Raw genomic sequence first — 14,163 nt, 5'->3', positions numbered from 1 at the left:
GACCTGCGTCAGTGGCGAACCCCGGCTGCGTGACTCACGCTTGAGTCAGGTATCGAATTCGGGAGTAGCCCGTCATGAACTATATCGACGTCTTCGTTCTGCCGGTTCCCCTGGACCGGCTGGACGAATATCTGTGTTTGACTCGCCACGCCGGCGAGATCTGGAAGGAATACGGCGCCCTGGAGTATGTAGAGTGCGTGGGGGATGACATCAGGCCGGGAGAGCAGACCTCCTTTCCCATTAGCGTCAAGCTCGAACCGGGTGAGACGGTCGTCTTCGCCTGGATACGCTATGCCTCGCGCAAGGACCGCGACCGTATCCTGGCCCAGGTGCTGGAGGATTCTCGTTTCGTTGACATGATGGATCATGCTGACCTGCCCTTCGACGGCAAGCGGCTGTTCTGGAGCGGATTCATGGAACGAGTTCGGCTTTAGGCGCGAGGTCCTATTTGTTACAGCACTTGCGCAGCATATTGAAGATAATGCCTGGTAAGTCGCTCAAGTACGTTCCTGAAGTGGTCCAATTGGAGCGAACACCCCGCTAAGCCTCATGATGGAGGCAATGGAGGTGTTCATGATCAAGAAGACTCGACGTCGGTTTTTCGATGAATTCAAAGCGGATGCAGTGAGCCTGGCGATCGATCAGGGGTGTTCCGTATCCGAGGCTGCTCGGCGCCTGTAAGTGGAATGTAGCGTTTTGGACCGCTGGTGCCACAAGCACCGTCAACAGGGGCTCCGGCACCCCGCGCCGGCAAACGAACGATCGCGACGTCGAGATCAAGAAGCTTCGCGAAGAAGTTCGTAAGCTTTAGACTGAAAAGGATATTCTAAAAAAGGCGGCCTTCTTCGCCAAAGAGTCGAGCTGAGATACCAGTTCATCGAGTCGGATAAGGCCAGCCAGATCGGCCGCGCCAGGTCCAGGTTCGAGTCACGAGAAACGGTGGGAAAGCCCACCAGACGTTCGAGTAGCTTGGCGGCGGTCATGGCGTGCTCCTCTCGGGGTCAGTAAGACCATCACGGCTGCCGAACGGGTCGCAGCCGGCGACGGAGGCGCGACCGCGAGGCGCCATCGTTCATGCAGAGAGGAAGCGCGGCGGCCAGATCACGTGATCTTCACGTATCTTCAGGCTCCAATGAGGACACCAGGCGGTATCCCCTTGCGGTCAACCGCTTGGCCAGGGCGGCAATATGCGCCGGGCTGACCTCGCAGCAGCCGCCCACGATGGTCGCGCCCCTCTCGACCCACCCACAGGCGTGCTCGGCATAGCCGTCGGGATCCAGATCCGTGCGCGACGCCAGCGCATCCACCGTGCCGCCGGGCAGGAGGGGGGCTACGGACGCGAAGGCGTTGGCGTATCCGCCTAACGGCACACCGAGGCCTGCAAGCTCATCAATGGCGGTGGTTATCGCCTCAGGTACCGCACAGTTGACCAGCACCGCGTCGGCCCCGGCCGCTACCACCGCTCTGGCCGCCTCGGCCAGCGGCTCGCCTGAACGTAGACGCGTGCCGTCGTGGTCAGCCACCGTGAAGGCGACCCATACCGGGAGGTTGCTCTCCACGGCCGCGAGGGTGGCGGCACGTGCCTCGCGGATCAGGGACATGGTCTCGCAGAGGAACAGATCGACGCCCTCGGCCTGGACCTGCACCAGACGGCGATAGTCGCGCAGGCAGGTGGCGTCTTCCGGCACGACCTCATGGTGGTAGCTCGCGACCAAGGGGGGCAGGCAGCCCGCAATGCGCACCGCCTTGCCGCTCTCCTCGCGCGCCTGGCGAGCGGCGTTCAACGCGGCGGCATGGAGCGCCTCGAACATTCCGGGGTCGCCATCGCGCTCGAGGCGCTGGGGTGTCGCGCTGTAGTTGTTGGTGGTGATGACCCGGGCGCCGGCGTCGATGAAGTCGCGGTGGACGGCGGCGACGAGATTCGGTTCGTCCAGCATGATCTGAGCGGACCACAGTGGGGTGACAGGGCGACTGCTGCGCCTCCTGAGTTCCTGTCCCATTCCCCCGTCCAGTAGCACCACCTGGTGTTCGTCAGCGCTCATCGGGTCACCATCCTTCGTTGAAATGCCTGTTGCCTCGCCAGTCGTGGTTCGGGATGACGACCCTAGTCGTTAATGATGGCCTGCTCAAGGAAACGTTGCCACCAGAGGGAGGACAAGCGGATGCGCTGCTGAGGAATGCACACCTGGGGCACTGAGGAGACGTCATGCATCTCGCTGGTGCAGGCACCGGCCCAGATGCGCCAGCGGGGACACCTGACCACGCAACCACGGCCCCAGCAGGCGCATGGAGAGCGGGATGAACAGGAACACCATCACCGGGGTGAGCATCAGGGTGCTGATCAGTACTCGGGGCAGCAGGGGCAGCGGGGCGAGGGCAACGCCGAACAGCGCCTGAAACATCAGCGATACCGGGAAGAAGGCCAGCCAGATGGCGATCGCCTGTTTCCAGCGCGGCGGCGTCTGGCCGGTGGCGTCCTGAAACCAGCCTTCAAGCCCGGTAGCGCGGTGCTCCTGGGGCGCCTCGAAGAGCCCTTCGCCTCGGGCCAGCCAGGCCCGGCGTGAGGCGGAGTGTTCCCAGACGGCCAGGGTATCGGCGTCGCGGAAGCGGAAGATGATCTGATACTCGTCCTCGCCGGGAGGCGGGGCGAGCACGCCTGAGCCCAGGTAGCCGGCAAAATCGCTGGCCAGCTCGCGGCCCTCTTCCAGCCAGGTGGTGAAGTCGCGGTAACGACCGCGGGACACGCGGCGCGCCACCATCAGGGTGACGGGATCGGATGACATCGTGCATCTCCTCATTCACTCGGTGCCCGGGTAGGGCGCCGATATCACTTGGGCCGGGTAGGCCCTGGTGAATCTATAGGCAATAAGCATACCATCTGATGCCAAAATGGAGGTGTATAGCCTGACAATGCCCGAAGAAACAGTGTTTCAGCCCATTCGAGGAGTGGGGTAATGTTCTGTCGATAATGTTCTGTCGATTTAGGACCGGGTACATGGGCACCACCGACACTGAGACAGCCTTGGAGGCGGGCTTGATGGTAGAGGGATCTTGCAAGATATCAGGCGATTGCTGGTCCACTTCGTCATGCATCATGAATGCACTAAGACACGAGATTGGCACACCCTATGCATGAATCGACCCGGGTATTCCGAAACCCGGCAGGCTGAATTCTTGACGAATATTGGCTTGCTCAGGTTCAGCGACAGATAGCATTTCACTGACCGCTAAGATCACTTCGTTTTCACGACATTGTGCAGTCAATCAGAGCTTTCATGGTGATTCCTTATGGCAAGTGAGGTCTTTTATCCCTAAGGTTGATGGCTTGCGCGCATAAAAAGGCACCTGTGAGGAGAAAATCGATGTTGAATAATTTCAGTAAATTTAAGAATAGGTTGTCCACATCAGCGCTAGGACTGGGACTGGCGCTTAGCGTCGTAGCCTCTGATGTGGCGGCGGCTGAGTACAATTGGCGTTTCAGCAACCTTTACAGCCGGGGCACCGCTTTTGGCGAGCTTTACGAAAATCTGGGCGAGAACATCGAGCAGCTCTCTGATGGCCGGATCAAGGTACAGGTCCTGTATTCGGGCGAAGGGGTCGGCACCACCGGCCTGCTGGGCGCAGTAAAATCTGGTCTGATCACCATGGGCGCCCCATTCCAGTCGATGCACGCTGGTGAGCTGCCGGCCGGGGTCGTCGAAATCGGCCTGCCCGGCGGTACCGCTGATACCGACGAGCTTAATAGTCTCTTCCACGAAAAGGGCTGGGGCGAGGTTCTGGAGGAGGCCTACGGCTCCCAGGGCATGGTATGGCTCGAGCCTTACATCCAGCCGCCGGTGTACATCCTGACCAAGAATCCGATCGAATCGGTGGAAGATTTCGAGGGCCTGAAGATCCGCGCTCCCGGTGCCTACGGCAAGTTCCTGCGTAACCTGGGCGCCTCCCCGGTGTCAATGGCCTGGAGCGAGATCTACACCAGCCTGGCCACCGGCGTCATCGACGGTTCCATCGGCAGCAACATGATCGATCACCGCGACGGTAACCATGTTGAAGTCGCCAAGTACATGTATCCCCTGCCCCTGGCCGGCGCTCAGGTACTGCCGATCGTCGTGAATCGCAGCGACTGGAACAAGCTGCCCGATGACCTCAAGGCAGCCGTGCGCAAGGCCACCGAGATCCATGCCGAGGAGCAGCTGACCAAGTCCAAGCAGTGGGAAAGCGAGGCTCTGGAAGATATGAAAGCCAATGGACTGGAGTGGAGCCCGGAGCCAAGCGACGCGGACAAGCAGGCCTGGGCTGATGCCGGCGCTACTCTGCGCGAAGAGTACGCAGAACAGGGCAAATACAGCAAGCAGCTGATCGAAATCCTGAATTCCACCGATTACTGATCATTCAAAAGGCACTTTGCCTGTTGAATTATCGCTCTTGAAAGCGGGCGGAGTTTTGCAAAATCCGCCTGCTGTCAAGAGTTAGTATCGGGCCTTCTGCCGATGGAGATGCATAGATGCATCACTTTATTTAGCCGGTAGCTATTGCCAGCTTGATAGACCTGAGGAAATGAAAAGGCCAGGAGGAGGCGGAAAGTACACAGTGCTTTCCGCCTTTTACATGATTCAGGAGATCCCTTATGTTCCATACCTTTCTTAGGGGGCTATGCCACAGCATTGATTTCATTGTCATGCTGACCGGCAAGGCAGCGTCCTACCTAATGCCGGTATTGGCCGGCATCGTCGCCTTTGAAGTGTTCTCTCGCTATGTGCTCGGAAGCCCCACCATTTGGGCCTATGACCTGTCTCTGTTTTTGTTCGGCTACATCACTGCGCTTGGCGGCGCTTATGCCCAGCAGAAACGAGCACACATCAACGTAGATATTCTCTATCTGAAGGTCTCGCCCAAGGCCAAGAGCGTCTTTAACATCATCGGCTTCGCCCTGGGCATCTTCTTCCTGATCATTATCGTGAAGGTAAGCACGGGCAAGTTATTGGAAGCCCTGGAATTCGATTATCGTCGCGAAAGCGAGTGGGCGCCGCCCATGTATCACTTCTGGGTAATGATGATCGTCGCCTGTTCGCTCTTTATTTCTCAACTTGTGCGCGACACATTGAACGATATTTATTATCTGTTGACGGGAATTCCGCTGCTGAAACAAAAAGAGGGGACCCATCATGGGCATTGAATTGCTGACCGGGGTGCTGCTGCTGTGCATCCTGACCTTCTTCGCCCTGGGAGCCCCTGTAGGCCTCGCGCTGGGCGGAATCGCCATGGGCATTGGCTACATGACCTGGGGAGATGGCATCTTCAACGTCATCCCAACGACACTGGAATCGACCTTTTTCAGTTTTATCCTGTTAGCTATCCCTCTCTATATTTACATGGGCCAATTGCTGACAAAGTCCGGGATCGGCGATGCCATGTTTAACGCCAGCCAGCTTTTGATCGGCCGGGTGCGTGGTTCGCTGGCCATCAGCGTTATCGGGGTTTGCTCGATGATCGGTGCCATGGTCGGCATCATCGGTGCCGGTATCATGACCTCCGGCAGTATCGCGCTTCGCCCGATGCTGGATCGAGGCTACAACAGGCGCCTCGCGCTGGGTGTCATCATGGCGGGCGGAGGCCTGGGCATCCTGATTCCCCCCAGCATCCCCATGATCATGTTTGCCGCCGCAACCCAGAACTCGGTCGGGCGCATGTTTCTGGGCGCGATGATGCCGGCTCTGCTGACGATCGTGCTACTGATCACTTACGTGGTAATCAGCTGTTGGCTCAATCCGAACCGAGCTCCACTGGACAAGGAAAATACCGACGAGCCGCCTCGCACGCCGAAGCAGAAATTCGTCATCCTGCGTGATGGCCTGTCCGCTCTGCTGCTGATCTTCGTCGTGCTGGGCAGCATTATTACTGGCATTGCCACCCCGACCGAGTCAGGCGCCATCGGCGTGGTGGGTGCCATCGTGCTGGCGATCATGTTCAAGCGTTTCAGGCCGGCCATGTTCCAGTCCGCCGGATTCCAGACCGCCACCCTGGTCAGCGTGGCCATGTGGATCATCTTCGGCGCCTCGGTTTTCAGCAACTTCCATCTGCTGATGGGGGTTCAGAGTATGGTGGCCGATCTCGCCAACGGTCTGAACCTACCGCCGATCATGATCATCATCCTGTTTCAGCTGATCATGCTGCTGTTGGGATTCATCATTGACGAGTTCATCATCGTATTGATGTGTGCCCCACTGTTTACTCCGATCGCAGTTTCCTTGGGCTATGACCCTATCTGGTTCGGGGTGCTGATGATTCTCAACATATTGATCGCTGTGCAGACACCGCCATATGGCTTCGCTCTGTTCTACCTGAAAGGGATCGCTCCACCTGACGTGGGAATGGGGGAGATTTACCGCTCAGTCACGCCATTTATCGCAGTGAATCTGGTCGTGCTTATCCTTTGCATGATCTTTCCAGAGATCGTGCTTTGGCTGCCCAACAAAGTGATGAGCTGAGGTGATTCCATGTTCAATCAAATCCTGATACCTGTCGACCTCACCCACAAAGAGCATCTCGAGCGGCTTCGGCAAGCCGCGCAGCTGCTGATCGATGGCGTAGGCAGTGTCACCCTGCTTTACGTGGATCCGATCATGGTTCACAGGGACGCTTTAATGATGGAGCTAGAGGAAAGCCAATTCGACGAACACAGGCAAGAGGCGCAGGCTCAACTGCAGAGCCTTTCCGAGTCGCTTCAGCTGGAAAACGTCACCATGAACGTTGTCACCCGCGAGGGCGTCGCCCACGATCAGATACTCGAATACGCCTCGGAGATAAGTGCCGACGCCATTCTGATGATGGCCAGCCAGCCAGGGGTCTCCAGCTACTTTATCGGCTCAACAGCCGAGCGCGTGGTCCGACACGCCGATTGCTCAGTGTTTGTTATCCGCTAGCATGAAGAGATGAGCACTGCTTGATGTGTCAGGAGGCGCCCTGTTCGCCCTCGCAGTGCTGATCACCTACGGCCCGCCTTCCCGACCATGGTTAGGCGGGCTTTCTTTTAACATGGTGGAGGTGAATACCCCCCGGGAGGACGAGCCTGCGCAGCGGCAGGGCGCCGCCAAAATTGCAATCCTGGTGCCGCAATGCATGATGGGGCCAAGCCCCTCCCTTATCCTTCCAGCTTTCTATCCATTCAGGTCAGGATCCGATGACATCAGCGCTTCAGCACCGCCATGGGCGACTCATCGAGCCGGATAGCCACGTGCAGGGCTTTCGCAAGGCGCGCGATGCGCGGCGCACCGAGCTGGCGGAAGACTACGTCGAGCTGATTTCGGACCTGATCGCCGATAGCGGCGAGGCCAGGCAGATCGATATCGCACGTCGCCTCGGCGTCGCCCAGCCCACCGTGGCCAAGATGCTCAAGCGCCTGGCGGAGGAGGGTCTGATCATCAAGCGGCCCTACCGGGGAATCTTCATGACCGAGGCGGGGGAACGCCTCGCCGCCGAGAGCCGGCGGCGACACCACCTCGTCGAGGCCTGCCTGCGCAAGCTGGGGGTCAGCGCCGAGACCGCTCGCCTCGATGCCGAGGGCATTGAGCATCACGTCAGTGGCGAGACCCTGGCCGCCCTCGAGCGTTTTCTCGACGACGGCTGAGCCCCTGCCGAGAGATCACACCTCGTGCGGCGAAAGGCGATCGCTAAGCGCCGATCCGCTCCGCTCGACGCCCGACAGGACGCCATCACGCTGAAGCCACCGAGAGCGGGGTGGGATCGAGAGGAGAAGTGTGCTCTCCTGTCGTATAGCAAAGGCTATATTGATGAGCATCGTGGTCACGTTTATGGGGAAGTGCATATGAAACGCTGGAAGGTAACGCTGGGTATGCTGGTGCCGCTGGCGCTGGGCGGTCAGACGATGGCGGCAGAGCCGCCGCTGACCACCGTGACCACCATCGGCATGATCGCCGACGTGGCCGCCCAGGTGGGCGGCGAGTGCGCCGACGTCTCGGCCATCATGGGGCCCGGGGTCGATCCCCACCTCTACCAGGCCAGCGCCCGGGACGTGGCGACCCTGCAGCAGGCCGAGCAGATCTTCTACTCTGGCTATTCCCTGGAGGGCCAGCTCGGCGAGGTGCTGGCGCGCTTCTCCGACATCACGCCAACGGTGGCGGTGGCGCCGTCCTCCATCGACACGGCAAGCCTGATCACCGTGCAGGACGTCTACGGCATCGACCCGCACCTGTGGATGGACGTCTCGCTGTGGGCCCGGATCATTCCCACCCTCGCCGACGCCTTCATTGCGGCGCGCCCCGAGTGCGAGGCCGCCATCCGCGCCAACGCCGATGCTTATGACACCCAGCTCGAGGCCCTGCACGGCTGGATCGAGGCGAGCATCGCGACGATCCCCGAGGCGCAGCGCATCCTGGTCACCGCCCACGACGCCTTCAACTACTACGGCCGCGCCTACGGCATCGAGGTGGCGGGCATTCAGGGCATCAGCACCGAGACCGAGACCGGGGTGGCGGATATCCGCCGCATGACCCAGGTGGTGATCGAACGTGAGGTTCCCGCCGTGTTCATCGAGAGCACCATCAATCCGCGCACCGTCCAGGCGGTGATCGATGCCGCCCGCGACCAGGGTCATGCCGTGGAGATCGGCGGCCAGCTCTACTCCGATGCCATGGGCGAGGCGGGCACCGCCGGCGGCACCTACATCGGCATGCTTCATGCCAATACCCGGCACATCGTCGAGGCCCTCGGCGGCGAGCCAGCCCCGCTGCCCGCGCCCCTCGAGACATGGGTCGAGCGCTGGGAGATCCCCACCAGCTGACCGCCAGCTGCCGACGAGCCCCCTCGTCCTGACCGCCACCCTAGAGCCGCCATCCCGCGGGAGAGCCCCATGTCGACGACGCTACACGAACCGGATCTGGCCCTGCACGTCGAGGACCTCACCGTCAGCTACCATAGCAAGCCGGTGCTGTGGGACATCGACTTCGACGTACCGCCCGGGGTGATGGCCGCCATCATCGGCCCCAACGGCGCCGGCAAGAGCACCCTGATCAAGAGCGTGCTGGGGCTGGTGCCCGCGGTGGCGGGGCACGTCACCCTGCACGGCCGTCCCTACAAGGCGCAGCGCCGCCGGGTCGGCTACGTGCCGCAGCGCTCCAGCGTCGACTGGGATTTCCCCACCACTGCGCTGGACGTTGTCACCATGGGGCTCTACGGCCGGCTGGGCTGGCTGCGTCGGCCCGGACGCCGCGAGCGCGACGAGGCGATGGCGGCGCTGGAGCTGGTCGGCATGGCCGACTTCGCAAGGCGCCAGATCAGCCAGCTCTCCGGCGGCCAGCAGCAGCGGGTGTTCCTGGCCCGAGCGCTTGTGCAGAAGGCCGACGTCTACTTCCTCGACGAGCCCATGGCCGGGGTCGACGCCACCACCGAGCGCGCCATCGTCGACATCCTTCGCCGCCTGCGCGACGAGGGCAAGACGGTGATCGTGGTGCACCACGACCTGCAGACGGTGCGCAGCTACTTCGACTGGCTGCTGATCCTCAACGTGCGTGTCATCGCCCAGGGGCCGGTCGCCGAGGTCTACACCGCCGATCACCTGCGCCAGGCCTACGGCGGCCAGATTGCGCTGCTCGACCAGGATACCTTCCTCTCCGAGGAGGCGGCCGCAGAGGCCGCGGTGCGGGCCGGATGAGCGTCGTCGAGCTGCTCTCCGACTACACCATCCAGAACGTCGTCGCCGGGGCGGCCCTGCTGGGGCTCGTCAGCGGGGTGCTGGGCAGTTTCGCGGTGCTGCGCCAGCAAAGCCTGCTCGGCGACACCATGTCCCATGCGGCACTGCCCGGGGTCTGCCTGGGCTTCATCATCGCCGGCACCCGGGATATCGGCAGCATCCTGCTCGGGGCGCTGGCCACCGGCGCGCTGGCCGCCCTGGTGATGCTGCTGCTGACGCGCATGAGCCGTCTAAAGACCGACGCGGGCCTCGGCATCACCCTGAGCGTCTTCTTCGCCATGGGGGTGGTGCTGCTGACCCATATTCAGGGCATGAACAACGCCTCCCAGGGCGGGCTCGACGCCTTCCTGTTCGGCCAGGCGGCGGCGACCCTGCGCTCCGACCTGTGGATCATGGGCGGCATCACCGCCGTGGCGCTGGCGCTGGTGGCGGCGCTATGGAAGGAGTTCAAGCTGGTCTCCTTCGACCCAGAGTTCGCCACCTCCCTGGGCATGCCGGTGGCCTGGCTCGAGGTGCTGCTCACGGTGATGGTGGCGCTGGCCGTGGTGGTCGGGCTGCAGATGGTCGGTGTGGTGCTGATGGCGGCGATGATCATCGCCCCGGCGGTGGCCGCCCGCCAGTGGAGCCGCCGCCTCGAGGACATGGTGCTGCTGGCCGCGCTGATCGGCGTGGTCAGCGGCATCTTCGGCGCGCTGCTCAGTGCGCTCTCCCGCGGGCTCGCCACCGGGCCGCTGATCATCCTCAGCGTATCCAGCGTGGTGCTGGTGTCGATGACCCTGGCGCCGGAGCGCGGCTTCCTGTGGGAGGCGTTCCGGCGCATGCGCGCGCGGCATCGGCTGCGCCACCAGCAGGTGCTGACCACCCTCTACCGGCTCGCCGCGCATCACGCCGACCCGATCTATCGCACCGAGCAGGGCATGCTCGATACCTATCACGGCCTGCGCACCCGTGCGGTGCTGCGCCAGTTGGAGCGCCGCGGCCTGGCCGAATGGCGCGACACGCCCCCTGACGAGCCGGGGCCGCCCCGGCGCTGGGTGCTGACCCCGGCGGGCATCACTGAAGCCGAGCGGGTACTTGAATCCCTCGGCCGGGAGAATGCCTGATGCTCACCGCCCTGCTCGACAACGTGGCCCTGCAGATCATGCTGGTGGGCGCCCTGGTAGGCATCGCCTCCACGCTGGTGGGCACCTTCCTGGTGCTGCGCGGCACCAGCATGCTCTCCGACGCCATCGGCCACTCCATCGTCTTCGGCATCGTCATCGTCTGGCTGATCACCCACCAGCAGAGCGGTCCCGTACAGATCCTCGGCGCCGCCCTGGCGGGCGTGCTCACGGTGTTTCTCACCGAACTGCTGGTCAGTACCCGGCGCGTCAAGAAGGACGCCGCCATCGGCCTGGTATTCCCGGTGCTGTTTTCGATCGGCGTGCTGCTGCTCAACCTCTATGCCCGGGACGTGCACATCGACACCCACACCGTGCTGCTCGGCGAGATCGGCTTCGTGTGGCTCGACACCGTGACCCTCGGTGGCTACCGGGTGCCGCGCTCGCTGCTCTCCATGGGCGCCATGACGCTGCTCAACGGCGCCTTCGTGGTGCTGTTCTACAAGGAGCTCAAGCTGGCCACCTTCGACGAGGCCTTGGCACGGGCACTGGGGCTGGCGCCGGGCTTGCTCTTCTACGGCCTGCTGCTGCTGACCAGCGGCACCGCCGTGGCGGCCTTCGACGCGGTGGGCGCGGTGCTCTTCGTCGCCTTCGTGATCGTGCCGGCCTCGACGGCCTTCCTGCTGACCGACCGGCTGTGGCTGATGTTCCTCTACGGCATCGCGGTCTCCATTGCCTCGAGCGTCAGCGGCTATGCCGTGGCGGTGGCCTGGAACGTCTCGATCGGCGGCATGATGGCGGTGATGACCGGTGTCTTCCTGATGCTGGCCTTCCTCGCCGGGCCGCGCTACGGCCTGGTCGCCCAGCTGCTGCGCCGCCGCGGCCAACGCCGTCACAACGAGATCCGCACCCTCGCCGTGCACCTCTACAACCATGAAGGCGGACCTGAGCAGGGCGAGGAGAACGTCATCCGCGCACTGGGTGAGCACCTGCGCTGGGACGCCGCCAAGGCCGCCCAGGTGGTGCAACGCAGCAGCGACCAGCGGTTGGTCGTTCGCGAGGGGGAAGCCCTGCGCCTCACCTCGCAAGGGCGCGAGATGGCTCGGGAAATCTTCGACCCCAGCGGCCGCCGCTCCTCCTGAAGCCCCTTCGCCCTTGCAGGAGCGCTGCGTGCAGCGCGAAGCCAGATGAAGCCTGCCCTTGTGGGAGCGCTGCTGGCAGCGCGGCGGCCGCATGCGGGCTAGGGTGGTAGCTGTCGTCTATGTTGAAAGGCGCCGTGCGAAGCCAGTGATTCGGCTGCAGCCAGTGACTCAGGGTTTCCCCCCATGCCTCGTTAGCCTATGCTAAAGGCACTGGTTAGATACGCGTTCTGGCCTGAATTCGCTCCGTAACGGAAAAAACGATGAGCTGGAACATGACGAACTCTAATCAGGGCGTCGGTGGTGTGGCCCGTGATGCAGCCTACAACGCGCTGATCCTTCGCACCTCAATGGCATTCATCAACCTGCCGCTGGACCAGATGGATAGTGCCATCCACCAGGCACTGGCCGACATAGGGTCCTTCTTTGATGTGGACCGGGTCTATATATTTGCCTACGACTTTTCGCGACATCAGGCAACTAACACCTACGAGTGGTGCGCCCCCGGCATTTCTGCCCACATAGACCAGTTGCAGGCGGTTGACCTACATGAAATCTCGTCTTTCTGGGAGCCGCATGCTCAGGGCGAATCCGTACTGATAGCGGATGTGCCGGCACTGGAATCGGGCCCGCTAAAAGATATTCTATCCCCACAGAATATTAAAAGCCTCTTGAGCATTCCCCTCATGGATGGTGAAACCTGCGTTGGTTTCGTTGGATTTGATGCGGTAAAGAAACAGATTCAATACGGTGAATATGAAATACAAATGCTAAAGTTGTTCGCCGTGTTGCTGGTTAACATGCAGCTGAGAAGAAATACTGCCGATGCACTGCAGAAAAAATCAAAGGAATTGGCGAGCATTAATCATGAGCTTGAGAGGCTTGCTCATTTTGACACCATAACCCAGTTACCCAACCGCAATCTGTTGGCAGATCGTCTGCAGCTGAGTATGCAGCAAGCCGAGCGACGCCAGCTGATGATTGCTATTGTCTATGTGGATCTGGATGGCTTCAAGGCCATTAATGATCAATATGGCCACGACATAGGGGATCAGTTGCTTGCCGAGATAGCTGACCAGATGCAAAAAGACTTGCGCGAGGGTGACACTCTGGCGCGCCTGGGTGGAGACGAGTTTGTGGCAGTGTTGGTCGACCTGCCTGACAAGGTCTCCGTTGGCCCCATTATTTCCCGATTGTTGATCGCCGCCAGCAGCATTGTAGACATCAATAAGCTTCAGTTGCAGGTGTCTGCCAGTGCCGGCTTGACGTTTTATCCCCAGGCGCAGCCTATTAATGCCGACCAGTTGCTGCGCCAGGCTGACCAGGCCATGTACCAGGCGAAAATGGCCGGGCGGAATCAATATAGTCTGTTTGACTCCGCGCGGTAAAACGTCGTGAAAGAAAGAACAGACCTGATCAACGAAGTGCGCAACGCGTTAAATAACGATTAATTTCGGCTTTACTATCAGTCCAAGATCAGCATGAGAACGGGCGAGGTGATTGGCGCCGAAGCGCTGGTTCGTTGGCAGCATCCGCAAAACGGCCTATTGTTGCCGGTAACCTTTCTGCCTTCTCTGCAGGATGACCCGCTATCGATTGACGTGGATGACTGGGTTTTGACACAAGCCGTCAAGCCGTCAAGCAGGCTGAGCAATGGCAGCAGGCGGGGGTGTCATTGACAATAGGCGTCAATCTCACTGCCATGCAGATCCAGCAACCGAATTTCATTGAAAAGCTTCGCTCTCGACTGGGTCAGTTGCCCGCCGGCAGTATTGAACTGGATATCATTGAAAGCAGCGCCTTGGATGATATCCAGCATGTGTCCGACATCATTACCATCTGCAAGGCGCTCGTCGTCAGGGTGGCACTAGATGATGTCGGCACGGGATATTCGTCTCTCATCCATCTTCTCCGACTACCTGCGCAAGTGCTCAAGATCGATCGTAGTTTTGTGAGCGACATGCTGGTAAGTGTTGATGACCTTGCCATGTTGAGGGCGATTATCGCTTTGGAAGGTGCCTTTCGATGCGAAGTGGTTGCAGAGGGTGTCGAGACTCAGGCACAGGGCGAGTGTCTCCTGGACCTTGGATGTGACCTGGCGCAAGGCTTTGGAATTGCTCGGCCCATGCCAGCCGAGTCGATTCCTCAATGGGTCAACTCCTGGCAACCACCTCAGAGTTGGTTGGGCAGAAAACGCTAGCATGAGCATTTCTCC

General features: G+C 61.0%; 14 protein-coding genes and 2 pseudogenes. 14 read left to right on the top strand and 2 right to left on the bottom strand.

The window, feature by feature from the left end; all coding sequences use genetic code 11:
• The first annotated feature begins 74 nt into the window (after nt 1–74).
• Both ABE960_RS04715 and ABE960_RS04710 read left to right on the top strand, forming a co-directional pair.
• Nucleotides 75–434, top strand: a complete 360-nt coding sequence (locus ABE960_RS04715; protein WP_349761084.1) for a DUF1428 domain-containing protein — start codon at nt 75–77, stop codon at nt 432–434.
• Between the two features lie 139 nt (nt 435–573).
• A pseudogene (locus ABE960_RS04710) lies at nt 574–894 on the top strand (transposase); the annotation flags it as partial.
• Between the two features lie 218 nt (nt 895–1,112).
• Here ABE960_RS04710 and ABE960_RS04705 read toward each other — a convergent pair.
• Together ABE960_RS04705 and ABE960_RS04700 are read right to left on the bottom strand one after the other, a co-directional pair.
• The gene (locus tag ABE960_RS04705) at nt 1,113–2,042 is read right to left on the bottom strand and encodes a homocysteine S-methyltransferase family protein (protein WP_349761083.1); all 930 of its coding nucleotides are present in this window, start codon (nt 2,040–2,042) and stop codon (nt 1,113–1,115) included.
• 162 nt (nt 2,043–2,204) lie between these two features.
• On the bottom strand, nt 2,205–2,783 hold the full coding sequence (locus ABE960_RS04700) for a putative antibiotic biosynthesis monooxygenase (protein WP_349761082.1): 579 nt from the start codon (nt 2,781–2,783) through the stop codon (nt 2,205–2,207).
• A 579-nt stretch (nt 2,784–3,362) separates the two neighbouring features.
• On the opposite strand from ABE960_RS04700, the gene ABE960_RS04695 reads away from it, so the two are divergent.
• The 12 genes and pseudogenes from ABE960_RS04695 (at nt 3,363) to ABE960_RS04645 (ending at nt 14,148) form a co-directional block, all read left to right on the top strand.
• On the top strand, nt 3,363–4,388 hold the full coding sequence (locus ABE960_RS04695; protein WP_349761081.1) for a TRAP transporter substrate-binding protein: 1,026 nt from the start codon (nt 3,363–3,365) through the stop codon (nt 4,386–4,388).
• 239 nt (nt 4,389–4,627) lie between these two features.
• The gene (locus ABE960_RS04690; RefSeq protein ID WP_349761080.1) at nt 4,628–5,176 is read left to right on the top strand and encodes a TRAP transporter small permease subunit; all 549 of its coding nucleotides are present in this window, start codon (nt 4,628–4,630) and stop codon (nt 5,174–5,176) included.
• A complete protein-coding gene (locus ABE960_RS04685; protein WP_349761079.1) occupies nt 5,166–6,488 on the top strand; it encodes a TRAP transporter large permease in 1,323 nt (440 codons plus the stop codon). Before ABE960_RS04690 ends, ABE960_RS04685 begins: the two co-directional genes overlap by 11 nt.
• Before the next feature lie 9 nt (nt 6,489–6,497).
• A complete protein-coding gene (locus ABE960_RS04680) occupies nt 6,498–6,923 on the top strand; it encodes a universal stress protein (protein ID WP_349761078.1) in 426 nt (141 codons plus the stop codon).
• 257 nt (nt 6,924–7,180) lie between these two features.
• Complete coding sequence (gene mntR, locus ABE960_RS04675; RefSeq protein WP_349761077.1) at nt 7,181–7,627, top strand: manganese-binding transcriptional regulator MntR; 447 nt, start codon at nt 7,181–7,183, stop codon at nt 7,625–7,627.
• A 198-nt stretch (nt 7,628–7,825) separates the two neighbouring features.
• A complete protein-coding gene (locus ABE960_RS04670) occupies nt 7,826–8,800 on the top strand; it encodes a metal ABC transporter solute-binding protein, Zn/Mn family (RefSeq protein WP_349761076.1) in 975 nt (324 codons plus the stop codon).
• 69 nt (nt 8,801–8,869) lie between these two features.
• Complete coding sequence (locus tag ABE960_RS04665; RefSeq protein WP_349761075.1) at nt 8,870–9,670, top strand: metal ABC transporter ATP-binding protein; 801 nt, start codon at nt 8,870–8,872, stop codon at nt 9,668–9,670.
• On the top strand, nt 9,667–10,812 hold the full coding sequence (locus ABE960_RS04660) for a metal ABC transporter permease (RefSeq protein ID WP_349761074.1): 1,146 nt from the start codon (nt 9,667–9,669) through the stop codon (nt 10,810–10,812). Before ABE960_RS04665 ends, ABE960_RS04660 begins: the two co-directional genes overlap by 4 nt.
• Nucleotides 10,812–11,951 carry a metal ABC transporter permease gene (locus tag ABE960_RS04655; RefSeq protein WP_349761073.1) on the top strand — a complete coding sequence of 380 codons (1,140 nt, stop codon included), beginning with the start codon at nt 10,812–10,814 and terminating at the stop codon, nt 11,949–11,951. Before ABE960_RS04660 ends, ABE960_RS04655 begins: the two co-directional genes overlap by 1 nt.
• A gap of 260 nt (nt 11,952–12,211) precedes the next feature.
• Nucleotides 12,212–13,336, top strand: coding sequence for a sensor domain-containing protein (locus ABE960_RS04650; protein WP_349761072.1), 1,125 nt, complete (start codon nt 12,212–12,214; stop codon nt 13,334–13,336).
• Between the two features lie 75 nt (nt 13,337–13,411).
• Nucleotides 13,412–13,627: pseudogene (locus ABE960_RS14845) on the top strand (EAL domain-containing protein); the annotation flags it as partial.
• On the top strand, nt 13,618–14,148 hold the full coding sequence (locus tag ABE960_RS04645; protein ID WP_432765336.1) for an EAL domain-containing protein: 531 nt from the start codon (nt 13,618–13,620) through the stop codon (nt 14,146–14,148). The pseudogene ABE960_RS14845 and the gene ABE960_RS04645, both read left to right, overlap by 10 nt.
• The last annotated feature ends 15 nt before the right edge of the window (nt 14,149–14,163 follow it).

Source organism: Halomonas aquatica (assembly GCF_040196335.1).
Classification (GTDB): domain Bacteria; phylum Pseudomonadota; class Gammaproteobacteria; order Pseudomonadales; family Halomonadaceae; genus Halomonas; species Halomonas aquatica.
The sequence above is the reverse complement of the archived record's forward strand: the minus strand, read 5'-3'. Positions and strand labels throughout refer to the sequence as shown.

What these genes read in the sequence shown, in the direction of transcription:
- ABE960_RS04705 (WP_349761083.1), bottom strand. Translation starts at nt 2,042, where the DNA reads ATGAGCGCTGACGAACACCAGGTGGTGCTACTGGACGGGGGAATGGGA.
- ABE960_RS04665 (WP_349761075.1), top strand. Translation starts at nt 8,870, where the DNA reads ATGTCGACGACGCTACACGAACCGGATCTGGCCCTGCACGTCGAGGAC.
- ABE960_RS04650 (WP_349761072.1), top strand. Translation starts at nt 12,212, where the DNA reads ATGAGCTGGAACATGACGAACTCTAATCAGGGCGTCGGTGGTGTGGCC.
- ABE960_RS04680 (WP_349761078.1), top strand. Translation starts at nt 6,498, where the DNA reads ATGTTCAATCAAATCCTGATACCTGTCGACCTCACCCACAAAGAGCAT.
- ABE960_RS04690 (WP_349761080.1), top strand. Translation starts at nt 4,628, where the DNA reads ATGTTCCATACCTTTCTTAGGGGGCTATGCCACAGCATTGATTTCATT.
- ABE960_RS04700 (WP_349761082.1), bottom strand. Translation starts at nt 2,783, where the DNA reads ATGTCATCCGATCCCGTCACCCTGATGGTGGCGCGCCGCGTGTCCCGC.
- ABE960_RS04660 (WP_349761074.1), top strand. Translation starts at nt 9,667, where the DNA reads ATGAGCGTCGTCGAGCTGCTCTCCGACTACACCATCCAGAACGTCGTC.
- ABE960_RS04685 (WP_349761079.1), top strand. Translation starts at nt 5,166, where the DNA reads ATGGGCATTGAATTGCTGACCGGGGTGCTGCTGCTGTGCATCCTGACC.
- ABE960_RS04655 (WP_349761073.1), top strand. Translation starts at nt 10,812, where the DNA reads ATGCTCACCGCCCTGCTCGACAACGTGGCCCTGCAGATCATGCTGGTG.
- ABE960_RS04695 (WP_349761081.1), top strand. Translation starts at nt 3,363, where the DNA reads ATGTTGAATAATTTCAGTAAATTTAAGAATAGGTTGTCCACATCAGCG.
- ABE960_RS04670 (WP_349761076.1), top strand. Translation starts at nt 7,826, where the DNA reads ATGAAACGCTGGAAGGTAACGCTGGGTATGCTGGTGCCGCTGGCGCTG.
- mntR (WP_349761077.1), top strand. Translation starts at nt 7,181, where the DNA reads ATGACATCAGCGCTTCAGCACCGCCATGGGCGACTCATCGAGCCGGAT.
- ABE960_RS04715 (WP_349761084.1), top strand. Translation starts at nt 75, where the DNA reads ATGAACTATATCGACGTCTTCGTTCTGCCGGTTCCCCTGGACCGGCTG.